General features: G+C 61.8%; 23 protein-coding genes. 12 read left to right on the top strand and 11 right to left on the bottom strand.

The genetic code is table 11. The features are described from left to right. Nucleotides 1-2: 2 nt before the first annotated feature. The 3 genes from ACQ4WS_RS12265 to ACQ4WS_RS12255 are packed head-to-tail and all read right to left on the bottom strand — an operon-like array spanning nt 3 to nt 3,341. Nucleotides 3-1,217, bottom strand: coding sequence for a class I SAM-dependent methyltransferase (locus ACQ4WS_RS12265; protein ID WP_436476669.1), 1,215 nt, complete (start codon nt 1,215-1,217; stop codon nt 3-5). Nucleotides 1,218-1,240: 23 nt separating this feature from the next. Continuing rightward, nucleotides 1,241-2,038: a DUF1365 domain-containing protein gene (locus ACQ4WS_RS12260; protein WP_436476572.1), complete on the bottom strand. Its 798-nt coding sequence runs from the start codon at nt 2,036-2,038 to the stop codon at nt 1,241-1,243. Beyond that, on the bottom strand, nt 2,028-3,341 hold the full coding sequence (locus ACQ4WS_RS12255; protein ID WP_436476570.1) for an NAD(P)/FAD-dependent oxidoreductase: 1,314 nt from the start codon (nt 3,339-3,341) through the stop codon (nt 2,028-2,030). Before ACQ4WS_RS12255 ends, ACQ4WS_RS12260 begins: the two co-directional genes overlap by 11 nt. Nucleotides 3,342-3,558: 217 nt before the next feature. Here ACQ4WS_RS12255 and ACQ4WS_RS12250 point away from each other — a divergent pair, with 217 nt between their 5' ends. The 5 genes from ACQ4WS_RS12250 (at nt 3,559) to rpoH (ending at nt 8,709) form a co-directional block, all read left to right on the top strand. Further along, nucleotides 3,559-4,488, top strand: a complete 930-nt coding sequence (locus tag ACQ4WS_RS12250) for a MerR family transcriptional regulator (RefSeq protein WP_436476568.1) — start codon at nt 3,559-3,561, stop codon at nt 4,486-4,488. A 164-nt stretch (nt 4,489-4,652) separates the two neighbouring features. Continuing rightward, nucleotides 4,653-5,720, top strand: coding sequence for a signal recognition particle-docking protein FtsY (ftsY, locus tag ACQ4WS_RS12245; protein WP_436476566.1), 1,068 nt, complete (start codon nt 4,653-4,655; stop codon nt 5,718-5,720). 8 nt (nt 5,721-5,728) lie between these two features. Then, nucleotides 5,729-6,472 (top strand): cell division ATP-binding protein FtsE, encoded by a 744-nt coding sequence (locus ACQ4WS_RS12240; protein WP_436476564.1) that lies wholly within the window; start codon nt 5,729-5,731, stop codon nt 6,470-6,472. Continuing rightward, nucleotides 6,469-7,389 carry a permease-like cell division protein FtsX gene (gene ftsX, locus ACQ4WS_RS12235; RefSeq protein WP_436476562.1) on the top strand — a complete coding sequence of 307 codons (921 nt, stop codon included), beginning with the start codon at nt 6,469-6,471 and terminating at the stop codon, nt 7,387-7,389. The genes ACQ4WS_RS12240 and ftsX overlap by 4 nt, the downstream gene beginning before the upstream one ends. A gap of 426 nt (nt 7,390-7,815) precedes the next feature. Beyond that, nucleotides 7,816-8,709 (top strand): RNA polymerase sigma factor RpoH, encoded by an 894-nt coding sequence (rpoH, locus tag ACQ4WS_RS12230; RefSeq protein ID WP_436476668.1) that lies wholly within the window; start codon nt 7,816-7,818, stop codon nt 8,707-8,709. A gap of 90 nt (nt 8,710-8,799) precedes the next feature. Here the strand turns inward: rpoH and ACQ4WS_RS12225 are convergent, their stop codons facing one another. Continuing rightward, a complete protein-coding gene (locus ACQ4WS_RS12225) occupies nt 8,800-9,066 on the bottom strand; it encodes a hypothetical protein (protein ID WP_353658831.1) in 267 nt (88 codons plus the stop codon). A 178-nt stretch (nt 9,067-9,244) separates the two neighbouring features. Here ACQ4WS_RS12225 and ACQ4WS_RS12220 point away from each other — a divergent pair, with 178 nt between their 5' ends. The 4 genes from ACQ4WS_RS12220 (at nt 9,245) to ACQ4WS_RS12205 (ending at nt 14,559) form a co-directional block, all read left to right on the top strand. Further along, nucleotides 9,245-9,700 (top strand): hypothetical protein, encoded by a 456-nt coding sequence (locus tag ACQ4WS_RS12220; RefSeq protein WP_436476560.1) that lies wholly within the window; start codon nt 9,245-9,247, stop codon nt 9,698-9,700. A gap of 63 nt (nt 9,701-9,763) precedes the next feature. Further along, nucleotides 9,764-10,495 (top strand): ABC transporter ATP-binding protein, encoded by a 732-nt coding sequence (locus ACQ4WS_RS12215; protein WP_436476558.1) that lies wholly within the window; start codon nt 9,764-9,766, stop codon nt 10,493-10,495. Then, nucleotides 10,492-12,834, top strand: coding sequence for a CPBP family intramembrane glutamic endopeptidase (locus ACQ4WS_RS12210; RefSeq protein ID WP_436476556.1), 2,343 nt, complete (start codon nt 10,492-10,494; stop codon nt 12,832-12,834). The genes ACQ4WS_RS12215 and ACQ4WS_RS12210 overlap by 4 nt, the downstream gene beginning before the upstream one ends. Nucleotides 12,835-12,906: 72 nt before the next feature. Then, on the top strand, nt 12,907-14,559 hold the full coding sequence (locus ACQ4WS_RS12205; RefSeq protein ID WP_436476555.1) for a patatin-like phospholipase family protein: 1,653 nt from the start codon (nt 12,907-12,909) through the stop codon (nt 14,557-14,559). A 70-nt stretch (nt 14,560-14,629) separates the two neighbouring features. On the opposite strand, the gene ACQ4WS_RS12200 is transcribed toward ACQ4WS_RS12205, so the two are convergent. From ACQ4WS_RS12200 to ACQ4WS_RS12180, 5 genes are all read right to left on the bottom strand, one after another. Next, complete coding sequence (locus ACQ4WS_RS12200) at nt 14,630-14,803, bottom strand: YqaE/Pmp3 family membrane protein (RefSeq protein ID WP_436476553.1); 174 nt, start codon at nt 14,801-14,803, stop codon at nt 14,630-14,632. A gap of 249 nt (nt 14,804-15,052) precedes the next feature. Further along, nucleotides 15,053-15,634, bottom strand: coding sequence for a TerD family protein (locus ACQ4WS_RS12195; protein ID WP_278317785.1), 582 nt, complete (start codon nt 15,632-15,634; stop codon nt 15,053-15,055). Nucleotides 15,635-15,672: 38 nt separating this feature from the next. After that, complete coding sequence (locus ACQ4WS_RS12190) at nt 15,673-16,368, bottom strand: TIGR00266 family protein (RefSeq protein ID WP_219330112.1); 696 nt, start codon at nt 16,366-16,368, stop codon at nt 15,673-15,675. 72 nt (nt 16,369-16,440) lie between these two features. Then, a complete protein-coding gene (locus ACQ4WS_RS12185; protein ID WP_034784897.1) occupies nt 16,441-17,016 on the bottom strand; it encodes a TerD family protein in 576 nt (191 codons plus the stop codon). Nucleotides 17,017-17,147: 131 nt separating this feature from the next. Further along, on the bottom strand, nt 17,148-18,227 hold the full coding sequence (locus ACQ4WS_RS12180; RefSeq protein ID WP_436476551.1) for a DUF475 domain-containing protein: 1,080 nt from the start codon (nt 18,225-18,227) through the stop codon (nt 17,148-17,150). Nucleotides 18,228-18,342: 115 nt separating this feature from the next. Between ACQ4WS_RS12180 and nhaR the strand changes: the two genes are divergently transcribed. After that, the gene (gene nhaR, locus ACQ4WS_RS12175; RefSeq protein WP_436476549.1) at nt 18,343-19,239 is read left to right on the top strand and encodes a transcriptional activator NhaR; all 897 of its coding nucleotides are present in this window, start codon (nt 18,343-18,345) and stop codon (nt 19,237-19,239) included. On the opposite strand, the gene ACQ4WS_RS12170 is transcribed toward nhaR, so the two are convergent. Continuing rightward, on the bottom strand, nt 19,240-20,259 hold the full coding sequence (locus ACQ4WS_RS12170) for a serine hydrolase domain-containing protein (RefSeq protein WP_436476547.1): 1,020 nt from the start codon (nt 20,257-20,259) through the stop codon (nt 19,240-19,242). Between the two features lie 183 nt (nt 20,260-20,442). On the opposite strand from ACQ4WS_RS12170, the gene ACQ4WS_RS12165 reads away from it, so the two are divergent. Both ACQ4WS_RS12165 and ACQ4WS_RS12160 read left to right on the top strand, forming a co-directional pair. After that, on the top strand, nt 20,443-21,777 hold the full coding sequence (locus ACQ4WS_RS12165) for an MFS transporter (RefSeq protein ID WP_436476545.1): 1,335 nt from the start codon (nt 20,443-20,445) through the stop codon (nt 21,775-21,777). 110 nt (nt 21,778-21,887) lie between these two features. Then, complete coding sequence (locus tag ACQ4WS_RS12160) at nt 21,888-23,228, top strand: hemolysin family protein (RefSeq protein WP_436476666.1); 1,341 nt, start codon at nt 21,888-21,890, stop codon at nt 23,226-23,228. Here the strand turns inward: ACQ4WS_RS12160 and ACQ4WS_RS12155 are convergent, their stop codons facing one another. Next, nucleotides 23,229-24,305 carry an AI-2E family transporter gene (locus tag ACQ4WS_RS12155; RefSeq protein WP_436476544.1) on the bottom strand — a complete coding sequence of 359 codons (1,077 nt, stop codon included), beginning with the start codon at nt 24,303-24,305 and terminating at the stop codon, nt 23,229-23,231. Between the last annotated feature and the right edge of the window lie 41 nt (nt 24,306-24,346).

The raw sequence follows: 24,346 nt of genomic DNA, 5'->3' as shown, positions 1-24,346 counted from the left end.
GGTCAGTCCTTGATCAGAGTAAATTGCATCACATCCGTATTGTGCGCCTGGAAGGCGGCCTCGCAATACGCGAGGTAAAACTCCCAGGTCAGCAGGAAACGGCCATCGAAACCCTGCTTTTCCAGCGCCGTGCGCTGGGCCAGGAAGCTGGCGCGCCACTGGCGCAAGGTTTCCGCGTAATCGAGGCCAAAGCGGAAAGCGTCTTCCACGCGCAAGCCCTGTGCCTCGGCGGCGCGGCGAAACTCGGCCGGCGAAGGCAGCATGCCGCCCGGGAAAATGTACTGTTGAATAAAATCCGTGCTCTTGCTGTAGCGCTCGAACAGTTCGTCGGCAATGACGATGGTCTGGATGCAGGCACGTCCGCCCCGCTTCAGGTTGCGCGCCACGCACTCGAAATAGCCGGGCCAGTAGCTTTGCCCCACGGCTTCGAACATCTCGATCGAGGCGATGGCGTCGTACTGGCCGTGGCTGTCGCGGTAGTCGCACAGCTGCAAGTCGGCCTGCCCTGCCAGCCCCGCATCCTGCAGGCGCTGGCGCGCATACGCAAGTTGCTCGGACGACAAGGTCAGTCCCGTCACGTGGACGCCGTAATCGCGCGCCGCCGTTTCCGCGAAACCGCCCCAGCCGCAGCCAATTTCCAGCACGCGCGCCCCTTGCTGCAGTTGCAACTGGTCGGCGATGCGCGCGTATTTCGCCCCCTGCGCCGCTTCCAGGCTGGCGCCTTCACTAAACAGGGCGCTCGAATACGTCATCGATGGATCCAGCCACAGCTGATAAAAGGTGTTGCCGATGTCATAATGGGCGTGGATATTCTTCTTGCTGCCGGCGCGCGAATTGCGGTTGAGCAAATGCCGAGCCTTGTAGACGAGGTTGCCCCACCAATTGCCGTAGATCAAGGACTCTATGTGCGCGCGGTTGCGTATCATCAGCTCGATCAAGCCCGGCAAATTGTCCGTGCGCCAGTCGCCGGCGATGAAGGTTTCCGCAAAGCCGATGTCGCCAGAGCGCAGGACGGCCGCACACAAACGCCAATTGTGCAAATCCAGCGTGACGGGGTGGCTGCCATCGCCGCACAGCAAGATACTGCCGTCCGGCGTACGCAGGCGCAGGGCGCCATATTGCAATTTTTGCAGCAAGCGCACAATCATGCGCGCGCTAGCTGGCATGTCCAGATGATCATGCACATGCTCGGGAGTGGCGCTGCTGCGCGCATGCATGCCGGTCGGCAGGGAATCGGAGCTCATCGGGACACCTTTTCTTGTGGAGGGTGGGGTTTGCTGAAAAACGGCACGCGGCGCAGCCACAGGCGCAAGGCTTGCCAATGGATGCGCGCCATCACGCCAAACGTCATCAGGGGATAGCGCAGCAAGGCCCAGGCGATGGCGCCATCGCGCAGCGGCTGCGCCGTGCCGGACAAGCTCGTCTGCAGCAGCGGGCCGTCGAGGTCGTCGTAATCGACACGGGCCAGGTGGCGCTCACCGCCCTGTTCGCTATTGCGCAGGAAACGGAAGCGATAGTGTCCTTCCACCTTGCAAAACGGCGACACGTGGAAAATTTTCTTGGCGGCCAGTTCGCTGCCATACGCGATGGCGCCGCCCTGCTCGAGCAAATACAGGTGGCGTTCGCCAAAGGTATTGCGCACATCGCAGACCACGGCGCGCAACGCGCCATCCGGGCGGTGGCAAAACCAGAAGCTGACGGGATTGAAGACATAGCCGAACATGCGCGGCATGGTTTGCAGCCAGATCTCGCCGCCCGCGTCCAACACGCCATGCTGGTGCAGCAAGCCATCGATCCAGTCCAGCAGCGGCGTCGCGCCATCGCCATGGTCGCTGTCGCGGAAGGACAGCACATTGGCGCCGTTGCGCGAAATCAAACGGGCAGGAAAACCGTGCGTACCCAGGCTGCGCAGGGGCAGGCGCAGATAAAACATGCCGTAAGCAAAAGCATGCGCGCGCGGCCTCGACCGCGCATGGCGCACCCGTCCCAGACACAGCTGGGGCTGCGGCGGCACGGGCGGCGCTGGATCACGCGGCATGGCCAAGCTCCGCCGACGCCAGGCCATTGAGCGCTTGCGCCACGGCCAGGCCCGACTTCAAGCCGTCTTCATGGAAGCCGTAGCCCGTCCAGGCGCCCGCGAACCACGTATGCTGCGTGCCCTGGAAACCGGCCAGGCGCGCCTGGGCGGCAATGGCCGCGCCATCGAACACGGGGTGGGCATACGAAAACTCGTCGAGGATGGTCGATGGATCGGGTTCGTCGAGCGGATTGAGCGAAACGATGACGGGCGTGGTGAACGGCAGCGGCTGCAACTGGTTCAGCAAATAATGCACGCACACTTGCGGCGCCTCGCCTTCCTCCACTGCCGGCCGTCCCTGGTAATTCCAGGCCGACCAGGCACGGCGGCGCTGCGGCAGGCAGGACGCATCCGTATGCAGCACGGCCCGGTTCGGCTGGTAGCGCACGGCTTCGAGCACGCCGCGCTCGTCGTCGCGGATATCTCCCAGCAAGGCCAGCGACTGGTCGCTGTGGCAAGCGAGCACGACGTGATCGACATGCTCGACGCCGGCGGCCGTGTGCAGCTCGACCATCCGCGCGCCAGCGTGAGCCTGGCGGCGCACGGCCAGCACGGGACACGCCAGGCGCTGCTGCGGGATGCCCGCCAGCAGTTTTTCCACGTACACGCGCGAACCGCCCCGCACCGTGCGCCATTGCGGCCGGTCGCTCACTTGCAGCAAGCCATGGTTGTGGCAGAAACGGATGAAGGTGGCCAAGGGAAAGGCCAGCATCTGGCGCGCCGGGCACGACCAGATACAGGCGGCCATCGGCAGCAGATACCAGTGGCGGAACTCGTCGCCATAGCCGTGCAGGTCGAGAAACTCGCCCAGCGACATGGCCGGCGCCGGCACGCTGGCCGTTGCCAGCGCGCTGGCCTGCCGGTTGAAGCGCAGAATATCGCGCAGCATGCGCAGGAAGGCGGGACGCAGCAAGTTGCTGCGCTGGGTAAACACGGTATCGAAATTGGCGCCCGCCCATTCCAGCACGCGGGCATCGGGGGTGCTGCCCAGCGGCATCTTCACGGAAAACGACATATCGCTGTCGGCCGCCTCGATGCCGAGTTCGTCAAACAGTTGCACCAGGTGCGGATACGTGGCGTGATTGAACACGAGAAACCCCGTGTCGACGCCATGCGTGACGCCATCGAGCGTGACATCCACCGTGTGGCTATGGCCGCCAAAGTAATCGCCCGCCTCATACAAGGTAACGTCCTGGCCCGCCTGCGCCAGGCGATAGGCGCACGACAATCCTGCAATTCCTGCTCCGACGACGGCAATTTTCATGAGTACACCTGTGTTAAATTTGTCCTGGACAAAACGTGCCTCATGGATAATCGATGAAATATTGATTTATGTCAATGAGCGCCCTTGGCCGTTCAAAAACTTATACGCCGGCAATTTCTAATTGGATTCAGCTATTTGGTATGGGGCGGCGGAAGGCGTAAAATGCATGCCACGTTCTTCCGCAAGCGAGCAAAGCCACCTTGGTATGGATACTGACATGCAACCTACTTACGCCTTCAGCATCAGCGATGTCGAACGCGACACGGGGCTGGCCAAGGAAACCTTGCGTGTGTGGGAGCGCCGTTACGCCTTTCCCCAGCCTCAGCGCGATGCCTTTGGCGAGCGCAGCTATCCGGCCGAGCAAGTGCAAAAATTGCGCATGCTCAAGCGCTTGCTGGACCTCGGATTCCGTCCGGGAAAAATCATGCAGCACAGCACCGTGCAATTGCAGCAGCTGGCCAGCGCCGGCAGCGCGGCGCCGTCAACGCCGGCCCCCCAGCTCGAACACTACCTGGCCCTGTGCCGCAGCCACCAGATGGAGGAACTGGGCGACGCCCTGCGTCAGGCGCTGGCCGTGCTGGGCCTGAAAGCGTTCACCATCGACGTCATCGCGCCCCTCACCGGCATGGTGGGCGAAGCGTGGGCTTGCGGTAACCTGGCCGTGTATGAAGAGCATATGTATAGCGAAACCTTGCAAACGGTGATGCGCCATGCCATCTTTTCCCTGCCACAAGCAAGCAGCCCGTCCACGCGCACGCCGCGCATCGTCCTCAGTACCTTGCCGCAGGAGCGCCATGGCCTGGGGCTGCTGATGGCCGAGGCGCTGTGTGCGGCGGCCGGCGCCCATTGCATGTCGCTGGGCGTGGAAACGCCGCTGACCGACATCGTCGCGGCCGCCCGCGCGCAGCGGGCCGATATCGTGGCACTGTCGTTTTCCAGTGCCAGCAAGCAACGGCAGACGCGCGACAGCCTGCAGCAGCTGCATGCAAACTTGCCACCAAGCATGGAATTGTGGGCCGGGGGACGCAGTCCCGTCCTGAGCAAGCAGCCGCCGGCCTTTTTGCATGTGCTGGACTTGCGGCAAGTCGACGAAAGCATCGCCGACTGGCGCCGCCGCCATCAGGCGCACGCCCTGCAAACCCACTGAACCGGCTGAAAAGCGCGGCAACTGCGGCGATCTCCGTGGATAGCGGCGCAATGTTGCCAATCGAACAGTAAAGCATGAAGGGCGGGGCGCGCTCTGGTAGAATAGCCCGTAACACAGTGTCCGGCGCCGCCGGGCCTTAGGTCAGCACCCGCCACCACACACCCATGTTTAGTTTCTTCAAGAAAAAACCCATCGCTCCCGAGGCGGCACCAGCCGAGCCTCTCGTCCTTCCCGCCATCACGCCGCCTGCCGCGCCAGCAGCTGCTCCGTCCGCTTCGCCCCTGAGCGGTGCGCCGGCCGAGCTCGTGCCCGTGATCGTGGCCGCCGAACCCGAGAAAAAATCGTGGATGACGCGCCTGAAAGCAGGCCTGTCGAAAACCTCGAACACCTTATCCGTGCTGTTCGTCGGCGCGAAGATCGACGACGCCCTGTACGAAGAGCTGGAAGCGGCGCTGCTGATGTCCGACGCGGGCGTCGACGCCACGCAATTCCTGCTCACGGAATTGAAGAAAAAGGTCAAGGAAGACAAGCTGCTCGACGCCGCCGCCGTCAAGGCCGCGCTGAAAGTGCTGCTGATCGACCTGCTCTCGCCGCTGGAAAAGCGCTTCGAGCTGGGCCGCCACAAGCCGTTGGTGATGATGATTTCCGGCGTGAATGGCGCCGGCAAGACCACCACCATCGGCAAGCTGGCCAAGCACATGCAGTCGAACAATCAATCCGTGCTGCTGGCTGCGGGCGATACCTTCCGCGCCGCCGCGCGCGAGCAACTGATGGTCTGGGGCGAGCGCAACAACGTCACCGTGATTTCGCAGGAATCGGGCGACCCGGCCGCCGTGGCCTACGATTCCGTGCAATCGGCGAAAGCGCGCGGTATCGACGTGGTGATGGTCGATACGGCAGGACGCTTGCCGACGCAGTTGCACCTGATGGAAGAATTGAAGAAAATCAAGCGCGTGATCGGCAAGGGCATGGAGGGCGCGCCACATGAAACCTTGCTCGTCATCGACGGCAACACGGGCCAGAACGCCCTCACGCAAGTGAAAGCCTTCGATGATGCCTTGCAGTTGAGCGGCCTGGTGATCACCAAGCTGGACGGTACCGCCAAGGGCGGCGTGCTGGCGGCGATTGCCCGCGTACGTCCAGTGCCCGTGTATTTCATCGGCATCGGTGAAAAAATTGAAGACTTGCAGCCTTTCGTGGCTGCCGAATTTGTCGAAGCGCTGCTCGGATAAGCCTATACATGATTGAATTTCAGCACGTCTCCAAGCAATACTCCGCCGACGCCGTGGCGCTCAGCGACATTTCGCTCAGTATTGCCAAGGGCGAACTGGTGTTTCTGGCCGGCCCGTCCGGCGCCGGCAAATCGACCTTGCTGAAAATGATCGCCGCCATGGAACGCCCCACCTCGGGCAAGCTGATCGTCAATGGCCAGGACATGGCGAAGATCAAGCCGGCCGGCGTGCCGTTTTTGCGCCGCAACATGGGCCTGATCTTCCAGCAGCAAAAATTGCTCAACGACCGCTCCATCCTGGCCAATGTCATGCTGCCGCTGCTCGTCGTCGGCGCGCATAAAGTTGCCGCCGAACAGCGCGCGCGCGCCGCGCTCGACAAAGTGGGACTGCTGGACCGCGCCATGGCGCGTCCGCTGTCGCTGTCGGGCGGCGAGCAGCAGCGCGTCTCGATCGCACGCGCCATCGTCAACCGGCCGCAGATCATCCTGGCCGATGAACCGACGGCCAACCTGGACCGTACCAGCGCCAACAAGGTACTCGACGCCCTGAAAGCGTTTCATTCCGTGGGCGTGACCTGCCTCATTTCCAGCCATGACGAACAGATGCTCGACGCCGCCGCCCGCGTGATCCACCTGAAAAACGGCCAGCTGGTGGCCATCGACAAGGCCACGCAGGCGCCCGTCTTCGCCCCGCCCGATCCCGATTTTGCGCCCTCCCCCGGCTCCGACGATGCGCTGGGAGAACAGGCATGAGAGGCTGGTTCCGTCAACACCGCTTCGCCCTCGGTTCGGCGCTGATTCATTTGCGCAAGTCGCCGGGCGGCTTTCTATTGAACGTGCTCGTCGTCGCCATCGCCCTGTCGCTGCCGTTCGCCGGCTTGACCATGCTCGACAATGTGCGCCCGATGTCGGAGCAAATGTCGGTCGACCCGGAAATCAGCGTTTTCCTGAAGATCGACACGCCGCGCGAGCAAGCCGTGGCCCTGGCAGGCGCCATGCGCAAGATCGTCGGCGAGCAAAAGGCGAAGATCGTCTTCATCCCGCGCGAACAGGCGCTGGACTCGCTGAAAAACAAGAGCGGCCTGGCCGATGTGCTCAGCACCCTGGGCGACAATCCCCTGCCCGACAGCTATGTGCTGAAACTCGATGCCTTCAGCAGCGCCAGCGAAGCGCTGGATGTCGATGCGGTGGCGGAACAGTTGCGCCAGCTGCCATTCGTGGAATCGGCGCAAGTCGATTCGGCCTGGGTCAAGCGCCTGGCAGCCCTGCTGGGCGTGCTGCGCCTGGTGCTGCTGCTGCTGGCCATGACCCTGGGCGTGGCCGTGATCGCCGTGGTCTTCAATACCATCCGCTTGCAGGTGATGCAGCAGCGCGATGAAATCAGCATCTCGAAACTGATCGGCGCCACCGACACCTTCATCCACCGCCCCTTCTATTACACGGGCGCCCTGCTGGGCCTGTGCGCGGGTGCCTTGGCCCTGGGCGCCGTGGCGCTGGCCTTGCAGCCACTGAATACGGCGATTGCCGAGTTTGCGCGACTGTATGCATCCGAATTCCAGCTGGTGCCGCTGGCGCCGCTGCCGATGGCCGGCTTGCTGGCTCTCAGCGCCGGCCTGGGCCTGATCGGCGCCTTCCTCTGCGTACAGCGCCACCTGGCGCGCCTGAACTGACCTTTCCCCCTCCCATGGCGGCGCTCATGGCGCCGCCATGCGCCGCGTCATCCTTCTATTGCTGTTATCTTGATATTAAACAAGTATTCTTAAGGTTCGCTTCAGCCAGAGGCCGTAGACTAACTACCTTGTCGTAAAGCGACCTGTAGCGCTGTTCAGATCGCCGCTCATACACATATATCAAGCATTCATTCGCCATAGCATTTAGGCTATCAGGTTGATTAAATGTGCTGATTGGCACTCTCAAGCAGAGAGTGCTAATATAGGGACATACCAACAGCAGAACCGCCATGGTCGCCAGATGAAGATGGTGCCGCGATCTGCAAAGTGCAAGACCGAATACGCAAAAACGAACAGACAAGCGGACCACGTCGCGTGACGTGGCCAACTGGAACAAAGCAAGACTACGAGGGAGAAAACATGACTATGATGTCCGCAACGTCCGCATTGGTGCCGACCAAAAGTAATGCGCTGGGCCTCGGGTTCACTGGCAATCTGGGCAATATCGATGCCTATATTTCGGCCGTGAACCGCCTGCCCATGTTGACCCATGACGAAGAAATTTCGCTGGCGACACGCCTGCGCGAAAAAAATGACCTGGCCGCCGCGCAAGAACTGGTGCTGTCGCACCTGCGCCTGGTGGTCTCGATTGCCCGCGGCTACCTGGGCTATGGCTTGCCGCACGCCGACCTGATTCAGGAAGGCAATATCGGCTTGATGAAAGCCGTGAAACGTTTCGATCCGGACCAAGGCGTGCGCCTGGTGTCGTACGCCATGCACTGGGTGAAAGCCGAGATGCATGAGTACATCCTGAAAAACTGGCGTCTGGTCAAGGTCGCGACGACGAAGGCACAGCGCAAGCTGTTCTTCAACCTGCGCAGCCACAAGACGGGCCTGGATGCGATGACGCCGAAACAGATCGATGCGCTGGCCAAGCTGCTCGACGTGAAGCGCGAAGAAGTGATCGAAATGGAAACGCGTTTGAGCGGCCGCGACATCGCCCTGGAATCGCCGACCGACGATGAAGACGACAAGTTTTCGCCGATCGCCTACCTGTCGTCGGAGCAAAGCGAGCCGACCAAGGTGCTGGAAGCGCAACAAGTGACGCGTTTGCAATCGGAAGGCCTGGAAACGGCACTGTCCAAGCTGGACGCCCGTTCGCGCCGCATCATCGAAGCGCGCTGGCTGGCCAACGACGACGGTTCCGGTGCCACCCTGCACGCTTTGGCAGAAGAGTTCGGCGTATCGGCCGAGCGCATCCGCCAGATCGAAGTGGCGGCACTGAAAAAAATGAAGGGCGCCCTGGCCGCCTGGGTGTAATCGAAAGCAATGCCGCAATGCAAAAGGCGCCGCAAGGCGCCTTTTAGTTTTACAGTTTGATGTTTATCAACAGATAAACATTGTCAGCCTTTACGCTGCAGCCAAGCCCTTGGTGATCAGCTCGGCGACCAATTCATTCAGATCCGCGCCGCGTTCCTTGGCCAGGGTCTGCAATTGCAACACCAGATCGCTGTTCAGCTTGACGGCGAATGGCACCAGGCCCAGGGCCTGATCGCGCTTGCGCTGTTCGCGGCGGTCGACGACGACCGCTTCCTTACCGAATGCACCGGCGCCGGGAACATTCATCTTTCCCATCAGTTTCTTGGCATCGCTTTTCGCCAGGGCAGTTTTTTTCATGATTGTTTCCTGATTTTCAAAACAGCCATTTTACGCAGTAATCGGTGCGCCGCGTGGCCGGCGCATCAATTCATCGGCAGCGCGCCAATAGTGCGCCGAAAAAATATCATTTTGTTACCATCATTTTATCCCCCGCGTGAACAAGCACGCCGGGGAGGCTCCGCCTGAAAGGAAAACCATGCATTCTCTGACCCGCTCTTACCGCACCGTGCTGCTTCCCCTGTTCTTCGCCTGCCTGGCCATGCTGGCTGGCTGCGGCGCGGCCGGCAGCGCCGGCGACGCGGAAAACACGCCGCGCAGCGTCACCCACGTACTCTCGCCGGGCGAACAAGTGGCCATCACGGCCACCGACACCCTGAAACTGGAGCGCGTCAACGACAGCCGCTGCCGCAAGGGCGCCGTGTGCGTGTGGAAAGGCTACGTCAGCTACAGTTTCAGTTTGCTCAACAGCACGGGCGCGACGGACATCGTCTTGTCCGATTCCATGCCAGGCGCCGCCAGTTCCGTCAGCGTCAACCACCTGACGTTCACCCTGCTCGACGTCGACCCGGCCACGCCGCCCGCCCTGAACGCGGCCGCACCCGCGTACCGGGTCAAAGTAAAAATCACGCAGGGCGCGCTGGAACGCCAATAAATCGACCAGGCCCGGGGAGCACGCTATCATCTTGCCATTGTTAACATGCTTGCAGGGCACACGATGATCGCATTCCAGGGCTTGTCCAAACGCTACGGTACCTTCGACGCCGTCCACCCGCTCACCTTGCAGGTGGGGAAGGGAGAAGTCTTCGGCTTCCTGGGACCGAATGGCGCCGGCAAGACCACCACCATCCGCATGCTGATGGGCATCCTGGTGCCCAGCAGCGGCCGCGTGCTGGTCGATGGCCTCGATTGCCACCGCGAGGGCGCCGCCGTCAAGCGCAAGGTGGGCTATCTGCCCGACACCCCCATCTTTTACGATTATTTGCGGGGCCGGGAAATCCTGCAATTCGTTGCCGAAATGCATGGCTATGCGCGCGCGGAAGCGGCCGCCCGCGCGGCGCGGCTGCTGAGCGAATTCGGCCTGGACGAAGCGGGCGAGGATTTCGCCGTCAATTACTCGCTGGGCATGAAGAAAAGACTGGGCCTGGCCTGCGCACTGATCCACGATCCGGCCGTGCTGATCCTCGATGAACCGATCAACGGCCTGGACCCGCGCGCCTCGCGCGAAGTACAGGAACGGCTGCTGCGCATCGCCGCCGCCGGCACCACCATCTTCGTTTCCACACATTTGCTCGACATGGCGGAAAAGCTGTGCAGCCGCGTGGCCATCATCCACCGTGGCACGCTGGCGGCCACGGGCAGCCTGGACGAGATTCGCCGGCAGCTGGCCAGCGACGGCAGCCTGGAAGAACTCTTCCTGCAGCTTACCGATGAAACGATCGCCGCATGACGCCGGTACCGCTCACCGCCTGGCGCGCCATCTGGCTGCTGACCCGCTTGCGCCTGCAGCGCCTGCTCAACGTCAGCGGCCGTGGCTTTTCCTTCAAGAAAAACAATAAAAGCCGCCCCGCCACGCCGGGCAAGCGTGGTGGACGCTGGCTGCTGGGTGCGCTGCTGTTACTGCCCATGCTGTTTTCCTTCGGCAGCATCGCCCGCCATAGCGTACTGAACATGCATTGTTTGCTGGACCAGGTCGCCGCCTGCCAGGCACGCGGCAGCCTGCACACAAGCGACCTCCTGCTCGATTCCGTCATCGCGCAACTGATGGCCGCGCCCTTCAGCACTGCGCTGCTCGGCGGCCTGACCCTGCAACTGGCGCTGCTGTGGCTAGTCAGCGTCTTGCTGCCGCTAGGCATGGGAGAACTGGCCAAACCGGACTGGGACCTGGAATGGCTGGTCACCTTGCCGGTCGACAAAGCCACGCTGCTGTGGGCACGAGTGCTCGAACGCACGGTCGTCAATCCGACCGGCCTGCTGGCCTTGTGGCCCAGCACCACCATGCTCGCCTGGTATTCGGGCCAGAGCTGGTTTTCTCCGCTGTCCGGGCTGGCGGCCAGCCTGCTCCTGCTGGCCCTGGCCGCCATGCTGCGTACCCTGGTCGATACGGGCCTGCGCCTGTCGCTCAGTCCGGCCCAGCTGGGCAACCTGCAAGCACTGCTCTCGGTGGCCGGGGTTTTTCCCATGTATATGGGCATGTCTTTTGGCATGGGCACGGGCGGCTTTGCCCATGGCTGGGCCGCTGCCATGCCCGCCTGGAGCAGCTGGACGCCGCCCGGCCTGCTGGTGCGCCTGCTCAATGCCGCCAGCCTGGCAGCCGCACTGTTGCCGGCCTGCCTGCTGCTGGCGCAAGTGCTGCTGTTGATGCTGCTGGGCATGGCGATGCTGCGCCGCCAGTTGCGCCACGGCGTGGCGGGCACCGGCCAGCGCGAAGCCAGCCGCAAGCCTTCCCCGGCGGCGCTGCCCGCTGGCCAGTGGCGCGCCCGCATCGGCACGGTGATCCAGCGCCGCGAATTGACCCTGCTGATGCGCGACCGGAATTTCATGGTGCAAACGCTGCTGATGCCGCTGCTGATCCTCGGCGGCCAGGCTTTTTTTTCGGGTCAGGCGCGCGACATGCACGCCCTGCTGGCCAGCCCCGCCCTGCTGGCATCGACCGGCTTTTTCCTCGGCAGCTATGTGCTGATGATGTCGGCCTTCCAGACACTGAACAAGGAAGGCGGCGCGCTGTGGCTGTTGTACACGTTTCCCGTTTCCGTTGAGCAAGCGCTGCGGCAAAAGGCGCAATTGTGGGCCGTGCTGGCCCTGCTGTATCCCCTCATCCTGTTTGGCGCGGCGCTGGCCTGGCTGCCCGCATGGCGCTGGGACATGGCGGGACTGATGCTGCTGGCCCTGGCCGGCATTCCCCTGTATTCGATGATCGCCGTGGCGCTGGGGGTGTTTGCCAGCGATCCGCTGGCCACCGAAGCGACGGCGAAGATACGCCCCACATATATGTACCTGTATTTGCTACTCACCGGCTTGTACCTCGCCGCGCTGGCGGCCGGCAGCGTGGCGCAGCAACTGGTGTTTGTCGTGCTGACGGTGGCGCTGGCCCTGGCACTGTGGCAAAAGGCGCGCGACGAGCTGCCGTACCTGCTCGATCCGGCCGCCTCGCCGCCGGCCAGGGTGTCGGCCTCGGATGGCTTGATCGCCGCCATGCTGTTTTTTATCCTGCAGACACTGGCCTTGATTCTGCTCAAGGACGCGGCCGGCGCAACGCTGGCGCACGTGGCCATCGCCTTCGGCAGCGCGGGCGCGCTCACCTATGTCCTGATACGCCTCGTCTACTGGCGCAGCAAGACGGTAGGCGTGCCGCGCATCGGGCCAGGCAGGCAACCGTGGCGCCGGGGCGCGGCAAGCGCGCTGCTGGCGGCCCTCTTCGGCATCAGCTACCTGGCCATCGTGCAAGCCAGCGGCTGGTCACCGGTGCGCACGCCGCTGGCGACCGGGGCGGGCTGGAACGGAGTCTGGCTGGCAGGATTGACGCTGCTGGCCGCGCCCTTGTGCGAGGAATTCATTTTCCGTGGCCTGATCCAGGGCGGCTTGCGCCGCTCGCTGCCCGCCTGGCAGGCGACCGGCATCGGCGCGGCCATCTTTGCCATCGTGCATCCGCCTGTCTCCATGCTGCCCGTCTTCGTGCTGGGCCTGTGCGCGGGCGCCGCCTATGAACGCAGCCGTTCGCTGCTGGCGCCCATGCTGGCGCACGCCGGCTACAACGCGGCCATCCTCGCGGTGCAACTCTATGCATGAGCATAGGCAAGTTTGCTAGAATCGCAGACGTTTCCGTCCGTATCCCAAGCAATGACTACGCACAGATCACGCATGAAGCCACGCTTGTTCGCCCCATTTATCCTCGTTACGCTGCTGAGCGGCTGCACGGTACTCGCCCTGCGCCCCAACAGCGGCGTCGAAAACCGCACGTTTACCGTGCAGGAAACCCCGCGCCTGCGCATCGACGCGCCCAAGGCGCGCATCCAGAGCCCCATGCCCAACGACCACTTCATCGGCATCGCCCTGTCCGGCGGGGGCAGCCGCGCAGCCAATTTCTCGGCCGCCTCGCTGGAGCAGCTGGAACAGTTCGGCCTCGTCAGCGGCGCCTCGGCCATCTCTGGCGTGTCGGGCGGCGCCATCGCGGGCGGCTACTATGCGCTGCATGGCAAGCAGACGGACTGGCCCTTGCTGCGCAGCAAGCTGAAAACGGATTTCTTTGGTCAGACCATCTTGAAACCCGCCAACCTGACGACGATGTTGTTGACAAACAAGACGCGCACCTCGTTCCTGTCCGACGTGCTGGACGATGTGCTGTACGACAAGAAAACCTACCAGGACTTGCCGCACGACGGCCCCATCTTCCTGGCCAATGCGACGGACGCCACCGATGGCGGCAAGCGCGTGGTGTTTTCCTACGAGTATTTCTACAGCACCCTGCATTCGCCGATCCAGGATATCCGCCTGGCGACGGCCGTGGCCACCTCGGCCGCCTTTCCCGGCGTGTTCGATTCCGTCACCTTCGAGCGTTTTCGCCCGAAAAACAGTTTCGTGCCGGAACTCGGGTCCGAATCGCGCGAATCGCCGTCCTACGTGCACCTGTTCGATGGCGGCGCGGCCGACAACCTGGGCGTGGAAACCCTGTGGGACGTGGCCCTGACGCAGCTGTACGGCAACGACATGGCCGTCGTGCCGGTGCGCCTGAACAGCAAGCCCTTCATCCTCATTTCCATCGATGCCAACGCGCCCAATTCCAGCGCCGTCTTCGAAAAGATGTCGGACGAGCGCCAGCCACTGGACCGCATCTTCAACAAGAATATCTACGATGCCGTCGACGCCCTGTTTTCGCGCCAGCGCAAGGAAAACCTCGTCAAGATGGGCTTTGGGCAAGCCCGCTTCGATACCATCACGCATGAAAACTTCGGCGACTTGAGCCAGAAGTTCGTCAAGGGCAAGCGCACTTCGGCCTTTGCCATTCCCGTGCTGTGCCGCTCCCACCTGGGCCAGTACCGCTGCGAAGTCGATGCGGCCGATCCTTTGCCGGGCCAGATCCGCACGCGGCTGGAAGGCTTTGCCTGGCATATCTCCATCGACCAGATCGCCTCGCTGGCGCTGCGCCTGGCCAGCGAGGACGCGCAAATCGACGGTGCGCGCAAGGAAGAGCGCGCCGCCCTCGTCAAGCTGCAACGCCTGGCTACGCAGACGAAAACCCATTTGAAGCTGACGGGCCCGGAGAATTGCAGCCCGGAAGTGCTGCAATCGGCCCTGTACAGCGCAGCGCGCGTGCTGATCCTCGATGACGAGGAGTCGCGCTTCGCCCTGTGCGACTACATGCTGGCGGGCCAGCTGATCAATGACGACACCGTCTGCAAGCAGCGCTATGTGCACGCCGTGCCCCGCTTCGCCATCGAAAGCGAAGATTTGCAGTACCGCAACCTGAGTTCGGACGGCAATTCCGTAAACGTGCCCATCCGCTGCAAGAAGTGAGCGCGCACAAAAAAGCCCGCATGATCGCTCGTGCGGGCTTTAGCGCAAGGATTCCTGGCGCCCGGCTGATTTAGATCAACCGACTACGCCTGCGCATGTAGCTGCGGCTTAACGCACCTTCCAGTTCCTGCTCCGTTTTATGCTGGTTCACCGTGTACAGGGCCCACAGGGCCGCCGGCGCCCAGCCGATCACAGTGCACTGCAAGATCAAGGTGGCGGCACCGGCCAGCGGGCGCCCCAGCATGAAAAATGTGAGACACGGAAGTAGCAAGGCTATCAGCAATCGCATCACGACATACTCTCCTTCAAAATAGAGCAGCGGACGAGGGCCGGTATCCGGTCCGTCCCCCGCCCGCTGCGTACTGCTCCTTAATAACGTCTGGCAAAATCGTCGCGAGCGAATGCGAGTTGTGGCCGAGAAGCGCAGCTGTGCGAAGGCACAGTGAGCATCACAGGCCGCAAATCGCGGCGCGCAGCAGATTTGGCCTGACGTTTATAGATGCACGGCAATTTGCGGCATCAAGTCGTCAAAGGTGCGACCGTTGCCGTTTTCGCCGATGGCGTGCATCTTCCATTCGCCGTTATGGCGGTACAACTTGGCCATGATCTGTGCCGTGTGAGTACCTTGCACAGACAGGTTGAAACGCGCGACTTCCTGGTTATTGCTGGCATTCAAGATGCGGCAATAGGCGTTTTCCACCTGCGAGAAGTTCTGGCCAGTAAAGCTGTTGACGGTGAAGACCAGGCTTTTCACGTTCGCCGGCACTTTCGACAGATCGACATTGATCTGTTCGTCGTCGCCATCGCCCGCGCCCGTGCGGTTGTCGCCCGTGTGAACGATACTGCCGTCCTTGCTTTTCAGCTGGCGGAACCAGACGATGTCCGACGTACCCTTGTTTTCATCGAACATGACGCACGAGGCGTCCAGGTCGACGGCTTCCGTCTTCGAACCGAAGCCAAGGAAACCCTTGGTCTTGGCCGCATCCCAGCCCAGGCCCATGGTGATACGGGTCAGGGTGGTACCAGCTTCTTTGTCCAGAGAAATCTTCTGGCCTTTGCTCAAATTGACAGACATACGCATAGCTCCTGTTTGCTTAGTTACATTGACTGCTCTTACGCCGGCTTGCTTTGGGTCCAGGCGAGGAAGGCCGCGCGGTTGCGCGAGCACACGAGGATTTTTCCCGTGCCTGAAAACTTCAGTACCATGCCCTCGCCGCTGGTCTGGCTATTGATCAAATTACCCAGAAAGCCGCCGCTGCTACCGGTCGTCATGGAAATTTCGTATTGCAGGCGGTTGTCCCAGCAAACGACGTGCGAATTATCGATCACCACGTCCTTGCCAGGCGTCACTTCCAGTATCGACATCGCGCCAAAACCGGACACCGCCAACTGGCCGCTGCCTGCCGTCTCGGTGATGAAAAAACCACCGCTCTGGGCAAACAGCGCATTGCCAAGGCTTTGCGTACGCACCTTCAATTCCACGCCAGCACTGGCGGCCACGAAGGCGCCATCGCTGATCATGTATTGTTGGGCGCCAACCTCGAGCACCCGCATCGCGCCGGGCAAGGTGGGTGACAGCAGGCAATCGCCGTCGCCCCGCATGGCCTCGATATGCTGCTGAAAGAACGACTCCCCGTTGGCAAAGGTGCGCATCAGCGCAGCGCCTATGCCGCCAGTCATCTTGCCTTTCAGCTCAAGATTGGTTTCCATCATCACCATCGCATTGGATTCGCAATAAATCTTCTCGCCCTTGGCAAGCGACACATGCAGGAACGGGTCGACGTCCCCGGTAATATTGAAAACTGGCATACAACTGTTCCTTCCTCAACTCGGTAATGATGGGGGTGGCCCGCACTGCGGACCGCCTTGACTGCTTACAACTTAAACACCTACACCAAAGGAGGCAGCCAATGGGCCCAGACCGCCTTTATAACCCTGGCCGATAGCCTTGAATTTCCAATCGGCGCCATTGCGGTAGATTTCACCGAAGACCATGGCCGTTTCCGCCGAACCGTCTTCCGACAGGTCGAAGCGGGCGATTTCCGTGTTGCCGTTGGCATTCACGCAACGTACATACGCCTTCGATACCATACCAAAGTTTTGCTTGCGCGCTTCGGCATCGTGTATCGTCACGCAGACGGCGATCTTGTCGATCTCGGCTGGCACCGTGGCCAGGTCAACGATGACGGTTTCATCATCGCCGTCGCCGGCGCCGGTGGTGTTGTCGCCCGAGTGGGTGACGGAGCCATCGCTCGATTTCAGGTTGTTGTAGAAAATCATGTCGACGTCGGCGCGTACCTTGCCGTCGGCCTTCAACAGGAACACGGAACCGTCGATGTCGAATGCGGCGCCATCGGTGGCGCGGGCATCCCAGCCCAGGCCGATGATCATTTTCGAAATGCCAGGGGCTTCCTTGCTCAGGTTGACGTTGCCGCCTTTTTGCAGACTGATTGCCATGATGTATTTCTCCTATGTGGATTGTGTATGACCAAACACCTGGCGTCCTCCACCGGCCTGACTCCCCAGGCCGGCGGCGACGCTTGCTACAACTTGCCGACAAACCGGTGTAGTCGTTTGCCGCGCATTCTTTAGGCTACTGTTGCCTTGACTGGTTCCAGCGCTTCCATCTTGCCTTCTTCGAGGGCCATCCTGCGCTTGTAGCGGATCGACGACCACAGCGAGGCGAGAATGAAGGCTACCCCGATCAGACCCGTGAAAATCTCGGGAATGTGGAACTTCATGCTGACCAACATGATCACGGCCAGGATACCGATCGCATAGTGCGCGCCGTGCTCCAGATAAACGAACTCGTCGAGCGTACCCTTGCGCACCAGGAACACCGTCATCGAACGCACGAACATCGCACCGATCGCCAGGCCCAGCATGATGATCACGACATCCTTGGTGATGGCAAACGCGCCGATCACGCCATCAAAGCTGAACGAGGCGTCGAGCACTTCCAGGTACAGGAAGCCGCCAATACCGCCACGCTTGATGATGTCGCCCATGTTGCCGTCGCCGTTATCGCCTTCCAGCAAGCCACTGATCACATCGACGCCCACGTAGGTCAGGATACCCCACAGGCCGGCCGTCAGGACCACCAGTTTCTGGCCTTCTTCGATCATCGACAGGCTGGCCATCAGGGTGCCCAGCGCGATCATCACGGAAATCGAGGAAATCTTGCCCAGCGCGCCCAGTTTTTCTTCAATACGGCCCAGCCAATGCGTTTCTTTTTCCGAGTCCAGCAGGAAATTCAGGAATACCAGCAGCAGGAAGATGCCGCCGAAGGCCGCCACTTCCGCATGGTGGTTCGTCAGGTGCATCGAGTATTGTTCCGGATTGCTCAATGCCAGATTCCATACTTCCAGCAAGCCCAGGTCCGCCGCTTGCGCCACGATGACCAGCGGGAACAGCAGACGCATGCCGAAGACGGCGATGATGATACCCACGCCCAGGAACAGGCCCTGCCAGAACTTGTCCCAGTTCTTCAGCACCGAGGCGTTGACCACCGCGTTGTCAAACGACAGCGAGACTTCCATCACGCCCAGGATCACCGCAATGCCCAATGCCGACAGCATGGTCGACACGCCGCCGTGCGTGTAACCCCACCAGGCGGAAATGCCCAGGCAGATAAATGTCACTAAAAATGACACTCTGAAATGTTTCATCGATAGTTCCCCTTTATCCAAATTCAATGAAACGTAGTATAAGGACATGTGACACATTTAAAAATGGAAGATAATGGAAGTATTACTTCGTAAAAACAGAAGATAGGATGATGCGATGAAAACGACCGGCTTCAATTACCGCCATTTGTACTTCTTTTGGGTGGTCGCCAAGGAAGGCGGCGTAACGCGCGCGGCCGAGCGCCTGGGACTGGCCGTGCAAACCATCAGCACCCAGCTGGCCCTGCTGGAAAAGGAACTGGGCAAGTCCCTGCTGCAGCCGCAGGGACGGCGTTTGGTGCCGACGGAAGCGGGCCGGCTGGCGCTCGGCTACGCGGACCAGATTTTTTTGCTGGGCGAACAGATGCAGGAAGCGCTGGCAGACACGGACGCGGAAAAGATGCGCCTGACGGTGGGCATTTCCGATTCCTTGCCGAAACTGATGGCGTATCGCATGCTCGACGCCACCCGCAGCCTGGACAAGCCCGTCAAACTGGTGTGCCTGGAAGACGAATTCGAATCCTTGCTGGCCGACCTGGCCCTGCACAAGCTGGACCTGGTCTTGACGGACCGCGCCGTGCCGGCCGGCGCCAGCCTGCGCGTCTCCAGCCATTTATGGGGCGAAAGCGCCATGAAGCTGTTCGGCATCCCCGCGCTGGCGCAACAATACCGCGACAATTTCCCGCACAGCCTGCACGGCGCACCCTTCCTGCTACCGGCGCGCAACAACGCCTTGCGCGGACGCATCGACGAATGGATGGTGCAGCAAGGCGTGCGCCCCGACGTGGTCGGCGAATTCGAGGACAACGCCATGCTCAACGCCTTCGGCCGCAAGGGCCTGGGCCTGTTCTTTGCATCGGCCAGCCTGGCGGCCGACATCGAGGAGCAATTTGGCGCCGTGCTGGTCGGTGACGCCTCGTCCCTGCGCGAGCAGTTTTATGTGATTTCCAACGAGCGCAAGATCATGCACCCGGCACTCGATGTCATTTTGGCAGCCGTGCCGAGCCGGCACTGATCAGTCGCCCAGGTCGGCAGAGATGGCCGCCAGCCAGGCCGCTTGGTCCGGCTCGCAACTGTCCACATTCGCCAGCTGGATCACGGACAGGCCCGCCTCGGGCACGCGCAACAGCAAGGCACGGAAACCCCACAGTCCGCCGTCATGGAACACCACCGTGCGCCCGCCATGCTCGATTTGCTCCAGCCCATAGCGGTAGGACCAGCTCCGGCCATCGGGGCCCGGCGTTTCCGCCAGCTGCGCGCGCAGCAGACTGGACGGATCGCGGTACTGGCGCTGCCAGTCGCGCTCCCACAGGGCCAGGTCATGCAAGGATGCATACACGCCGCCATCGCCTACCGTATTCGCATTGCCCAGGTGCTGGCGATAGCCGCCCGCCTGCGCGGCATCAACGGTATAGCTGCGCGCACGCTGGGGCATGACAGCTTGCCGGTCGACATCGAAGGCCGTGGCGTGCATGCCCAGCGGCGCGAACAGGCGTTCGCGCGCCTGCGCCGCCAGCGGCTGGCCAGCGAGCGCTGCCACCAGCTTGGCCAGCAAGATGTAATTGCAATTGCTGTAGGCATGCGCGCTACCGGGCGGAAATGTCAGATCCTCTATCCGCGCGATCAGGCGCAGCAGCAGCGCATTGTCAAAATAATCGCTGTCGTGGCGGCCCAGCTGGCACGCCAGGTAGTCGAAATAATCGGGAATGCCGCTGGTGTGATTCAACAATTGACGCACCGTGATGATGGCGCCGAATTGCCGCACTTCGGGCAGATGGGGCGCCACGTCGTCGTAGAGGCCGATGGCGCCCTGGCGCACCAGGTCGAGTACGCAGGCGGCTGTAAATTGCTTTGATTCCGACGCCAGGTAGTAGCGCGACTGCGCCGTCAGGGGCACGCCCAGTTCCAAGCACGCCAGGCCGTGATGCAGCTCCAATAAGGACTCGCCGTCGCGCTGGATCAGCGCGCTGAAACCGGGGCCGTGCGAGGGCAGGCTGGCTTGCAAGGCCAAAAAGTGGTTAACAAGATTTTTCATGGCGCGATCTTAGCATACAGGCAAGATTACTTTTGCGCCATACTCATTAGCTAATCCGATAAATCCATTCGAAAATAACGTTTGAATTATCAATCAAAAGCGATTGTAATAAAGCCTGGGACAAACACGCGCCTGTCCCTCGCTGGAAAGGCGCGATCATCATAAAAAAACAGGAGCGGCACCATGTCCACGACAGGCAAGACCATCGATATTCCCGATCTCATCAATAACAACAAGATCGGCTCCTTCCAGATCGGCATGCTGATCCTGTGCGGGCTGTGCGTCATCATGGATGGCTTCGACGTGCAGGCGATGGGCTATGTGGCGCCCGCCATCATCGCCGACTGGCATGTCAGCAAGGCCAACCTGGGGCCCGTGTTTGGCGCGGGCTTGCTGGGCATGCTGGTCGGCTCGCTCGTCTTCAGCATCACGGCCGACAAGTTCGGCCGCCGCCCCGTGCTGATCGGCTCGACCATCTTCTTCTCGCTGTGCATGCTGGTCACGCCGCTGGCGACGAACATCGAGCAATTGCAGCTGATCCGTTTTATCACGGGACTGGGCCTGGGCGCCGTGATGCCGAACGCCATGGCGCTGGCTGGCGAATACAGCCCCCTGCGCAAGAAAGTCACGCTGATGATGCTGGTCTCGTGCGGCTTTACCCTGGGCGCCGTGCTGGGCGGATTGCTGTCGGCGGCGCTGATTCCTGCATTCGGCTGGCAATCCGTGTTTTACGTGGGCGGCGTGGTGCCGCTGCTCATCGGCGTACTGATGTTCTTCCTGCTGCCGGAATCGATGCAATTTCTGGTATTGAAACAACGCAAGCTGGACAAGGTGGCGCAATGGTTGAAACGCATCGATCCGACGGTGAGTATCACGGCCGAGACGCAATACGTCGTGCACGAGAAGGAGCACAAGGGCGCGCCCGTGCTGCAATTGTTTACGGGCGGCCGCGCAAAGATGACGATTTTGCTGTGGGTCATCAACTTCATGAACTTGCTGAACTTGTATTTCCTCTCGAACTGGCTGCCGACGATTGCCAAGGAAGCGGGCCTGTCCACGGCCAACGCCGTGCTGGCCGGCACGGCCCTGCAAGTGGGCGGCACCATCGGCACCCTGGTCATGGGCCAGCTGATTGACCGCTCCAGCTTCCGCCGCATCCTGCTGCCGTGCTTCCTGGTCGCCGCCGTGGCCATTGCCCTGATCGGCCGTCCGGACGTGTCGCTGGCCTTCCTCTTCATTACCATCTTCATCGCCGGTTTTTGCGTAGTGGGCGGCCAGCCGGCCGTCAACGCGCTGGCGGCCAGCTACTACCCGACCACGCTGCGCTCGACGGGCATCGGCTGGAGCCTGGGCATCGGACGCATCGGCTCCATCATCGGCCCCGTGCTCGGTGGCGAGCTGATCCGCCTGAACTGGCCCAACAGCACGATTTTCCTCGTCGTCGCCATCCCGGCGCTGGTCTCGGCCGCCATGGTCTTTGCCATGCGCGGCAGACCGCAAACGGCCGCCGAAACGTGACGCCACCGGCCGCGCGCCCGCCGCTACCCGGCGTGGCACGCGGCTAAATTAGGCTATGGCGCCCTTCGTCGTTTAAGATGACGTTTTTACAGCCCGTCTTCCGCGCCCCCATGCACAATGCCTCGCTAGTCCTGCTCGCCCTCTTCCTGGTCGCGCTGAACGGTTTTTTTGTTGCCGCCGAGTTTGGCATCGTCACCTTGCGGCGCACACGCATCCGCGCCATCGCCAAAACGCAGGGATTGCGGGGCAGCATCCTGGCCAAGGTGCATGGCCAGCTGGACGCCTACCTGTCCGCCTGCCAACTGGGCATCACCCTCGCTTCGCTGGGCCTGGGCTGGGTCGGCGAACCGGCGTTTGCCAGCTTGCTCGAGCCGCTCTTCGGCGCCATCGGCGTCACCTCGCAAGAGCTGATCCACGGCGTCTCGTTTATCGTCGCCTTCAGCGTGATTTCCTTCCTGCATATCGTCGTGGGCGAACTGGCGCCCAAATCGATGGCCATCCGCAACCCGGAAGCCGTCGGCCTGTGGTGCGCGATTCCCCTGTATGGCTTCTACTGGGCCATGTACCCGGCCATCTACCTGCTCAACGCCAGCGCCAACTGGGTGCTGCGCATGGCAGGCCTGTCCGGCAAGGGCGGCCACGATGCCCATTACTCGTCCGAAGAGCTGAAACTGATCCTGCGCACCAGCCAGCCCGGCGAGAAATTTACGCGCGACGAGCGCAACATCCTGGCGCAGTCGCTTGATTTCGAACAGATGACGGTATCGGACCTGATGCGTCCGATCAATGAAGTGATCGCCCTGCACGCGTCAAACACCCTGGAAGAAAACCTCGACACGGTGCTGCGCAACCGCTTCAGCCGCTATCCGTATTTCGACATGAATGAAGACGATGTACTGGGCGTGGTGCACTTGAAAGATTTGTTCTTCGCCCAGCAGGCAGGCAAGCCGATCACCTCGCTCACGCCGTTTCTGCGCCCCGTGGACATCATTTCCGCACGCACGCCAGCACTGGAACTGTTCCGCCGCTTCCGCGACGGCGCGCCCCACTTTGCCCTGATCGGCGAAAAGGGCAAGCGCCCGCTGGGTTTCATCACCCTGGATAACTTGCTCGGCGCCATGGTCGGCGAAATCCGCGACGAATTCCGCCGCAATGAAAACGACTGGCTCAGGCAAAGCGACGGCACCCTGATCGGCAAGGCCAGCCTGCCCATCTTCTCGCTCGAACGCATCCTCGGCATCGATATCGAAAACGAGGAACTGGGCCTGGACGACGTGGAATCGGTGGGTGGCTTGATCATGGTCAAGCTGGGTGACATTCCGAAGCAGGGCCAGCGCATCACCTTTGTCGACTTCGACATCGTCGTCAAGAAGATGAACGGGCCCCGCATCGTGCTGCTCAAGGTGATCCCGAAGCAGGAGCGGGATCTGGATGCGGATTTAAGAGACTGATTACTTCTTGCGCGTCAGCGTATCTTTGCCCTGCGGCACGGTGGTCTCGCCCACCGTCCACGTCTGCAGCAGGCTGTACAGCACGGCCAGCAGGGTCGGGCCAATGAAAATGCCGACGAAGCCGAAGGCCAGCACGCCGCCCAGCACGCCCAGCAGCACCAGCAGGAACGGCAGGCTGCTGCCACGGCTGATCAGCATGGGTTTCACGACGTTATCCACGCCGCTGATCAGCAAACCGCCCCATACCAGCATGAAGATGCCCCAGCCCGTCTGGCCGTCATTGAACAGCCAGATGGCGGCGCCGCCCCAGATCAAGGGCGGTCCCACGGGAATCAGCGAAAAGATGAAGGTGGCCACGCCCAGCAGCGCCACGGCCGGCACGCCGGCGATCAAAAAACCCACCACCGCCACCAGGGCTTGCGCCAGCGCCGTGCCCAGCAAGCCGTACATGACACCGCGCACGGTGCGGCTGATGGTCAGGCCCACGCCGGGCGCGCTGTCGCCGATGATGCGGCCAGCGCCCGTCATCAGGGCACGGCTCAATTGCTGGCCGTCGCGGTAGAGGAAGAAGCTGACGAACACGGCCAGGCTGGTCTGCGCCAGCCCCGTACCCAGCAAGATACCGCCCGAGGCGAGGAAATGGCGCGCCGGCTCCAGCATCGTCTTGCCCAAATTCAGCAATTCCTCGCGGTCTTCCAGCAGACGCTGCAGATAACCGTCGATGCTTACGCCCACCACGGGAATACTGGCCAGCCAGGCCGGCGGATGCAGGCCGCCCGATTCCAGCGCCGTGCGCAACTGTTCATAGATGCGCGACACATTGTCGGCCAGGTTGTAGGTGACGAGGGCCAGCGGCAGCACGATGACCAGGATCAGGGACAGGGTCATGATGGCGGCGGCAAGGTTGCGGCGACCTTTCAGGCGGTCGAGCAGGAGGATATACAGGGGCCAGCTGGAAATGCCCACGCAGGCGGCAAACAGCATGGCGGCGAGGAAGGGCCGCAAGACGAAAAAGCAGCCGATCAACAGGAAGATGATGGCTGCCAGGCGGGCGTGCGGCTCGAAACGTTTATCCATGTACTGCGTATCCTGAAGATGGCGCCCGGGGCGCGATCAGG

The sequence above is a fragment of the Janthinobacterium leeuwenhoeki genome, assembly GCF_051380795.1.
Lineage (GTDB): Bacteria > Pseudomonadota > Gammaproteobacteria > Burkholderiales > Burkholderiaceae_D > Janthinobacterium.
Note: the sequence above shows the minus strand (reverse complement) of the source record. Positions and strands in the feature narration are given on the sequence as shown.

Bases quoted from the DNA above. Each gene is read 5' to 3' on its own strand.
- ACQ4WS_RS12265 (WP_436476669.1), bottom strand. From the start codon at position 1,217: ATGCATGCGCGCAGCAGCGCCACTCCCGAGCATGTGCATGATCATCTG.
- ACQ4WS_RS12160 (WP_436476666.1), top strand. From the start codon at position 21,888: ATGCACAATGCCTCGCTAGTCCTGCTCGCCCTCTTCCTGGTCGCGCTG.
- ACQ4WS_RS12250 (WP_436476568.1), top strand. From the start codon at position 3,559: ATGCAACCTACTTACGCCTTCAGCATCAGCGATGTCGAACGCGACACG.
- ACQ4WS_RS12255 (WP_436476570.1), bottom strand. From the start codon at position 3,341: ATGAAAATTGCCGTCGTCGGAGCAGGAATTGCAGGATTGTCGTGCGCC.
- ACQ4WS_RS12240 (WP_436476564.1), top strand. From the start codon at position 5,729: ATGATTGAATTTCAGCACGTCTCCAAGCAATACTCCGCCGACGCCGTG.
- ACQ4WS_RS12185 (WP_034784897.1), bottom strand. From the start codon at position 17,016: ATGGCAATCAGTCTGCAAAAAGGCGGCAACGTCAACCTGAGCAAGGAA.
- nhaR (WP_436476549.1), top strand. From the start codon at position 18,343: ATGAAAACGACCGGCTTCAATTACCGCCATTTGTACTTCTTTTGGGTG.
- ACQ4WS_RS12165 (WP_436476545.1), top strand. From the start codon at position 20,443: ATGTCCACGACAGGCAAGACCATCGATATTCCCGATCTCATCAATAAC.
- ACQ4WS_RS12215 (WP_436476558.1), top strand. From the start codon at position 9,764: ATGATCGCATTCCAGGGCTTGTCCAAACGCTACGGTACCTTCGACGCC.
- ACQ4WS_RS12205 (WP_436476555.1), top strand. From the start codon at position 12,907: ATGAAGCCACGCTTGTTCGCCCCATTTATCCTCGTTACGCTGCTGAGC.
- ACQ4WS_RS12220 (WP_436476560.1), top strand. From the start codon at position 9,245: ATGCATTCTCTGACCCGCTCTTACCGCACCGTGCTGCTTCCCCTGTTC.
- ACQ4WS_RS12190 (WP_219330112.1), bottom strand. From the start codon at position 16,368: ATGCCAGTTTTCAATATTACCGGGGACGTCGACCCGTTCCTGCATGTG.
- rpoH (WP_436476668.1), top strand. From the start codon at position 7,816: ATGATGTCCGCAACGTCCGCATTGGTGCCGACCAAAAGTAATGCGCTG.
- ACQ4WS_RS12180 (WP_436476551.1), bottom strand. From the start codon at position 18,227: ATGAAACATTTCAGAGTGTCATTTTTAGTGACATTTATCTGCCTGGGC.
- ftsY (WP_436476566.1), top strand. From the start codon at position 4,653: ATGTTTAGTTTCTTCAAGAAAAAACCCATCGCTCCCGAGGCGGCACCA.
- ACQ4WS_RS12200 (WP_436476553.1), bottom strand. From the start codon at position 14,803: ATGCTGGGGCGCCCGCTGGCCGGTGCCGCCACCTTGATCTTGCAGTGC.
- ACQ4WS_RS12195 (WP_278317785.1), bottom strand. From the start codon at position 15,634: ATGTCTGTCAATTTGAGCAAAGGCCAGAAGATTTCTCTGGACAAAGAA.
- ftsX (WP_436476562.1), top strand. From the start codon at position 6,469: ATGAGAGGCTGGTTCCGTCAACACCGCTTCGCCCTCGGTTCGGCGCTG.
- ACQ4WS_RS12225 (WP_353658831.1), bottom strand. From the start codon at position 9,066: ATGAAAAAAACTGCCCTGGCGAAAAGCGATGCCAAGAAACTGATGGGA.
- ACQ4WS_RS12170 (WP_436476547.1), bottom strand. From the start codon at position 20,259: ATGAAAAATCTTGTTAACCACTTTTTGGCCTTGCAAGCCAGCCTGCCC.
- ACQ4WS_RS12260 (WP_436476572.1), bottom strand. From the start codon at position 2,038: ATGCCGCGTGATCCAGCGCCGCCCGTGCCGCCGCAGCCCCAGCTGTGT.
- ACQ4WS_RS12210 (WP_436476556.1), top strand. From the start codon at position 10,492: ATGACGCCGGTACCGCTCACCGCCTGGCGCGCCATCTGGCTGCTGACC.
- ACQ4WS_RS12155 (WP_436476544.1), bottom strand. From the start codon at position 24,305: ATGGATAAACGTTTCGAGCCGCACGCCCGCCTGGCAGCCATCATCTTC.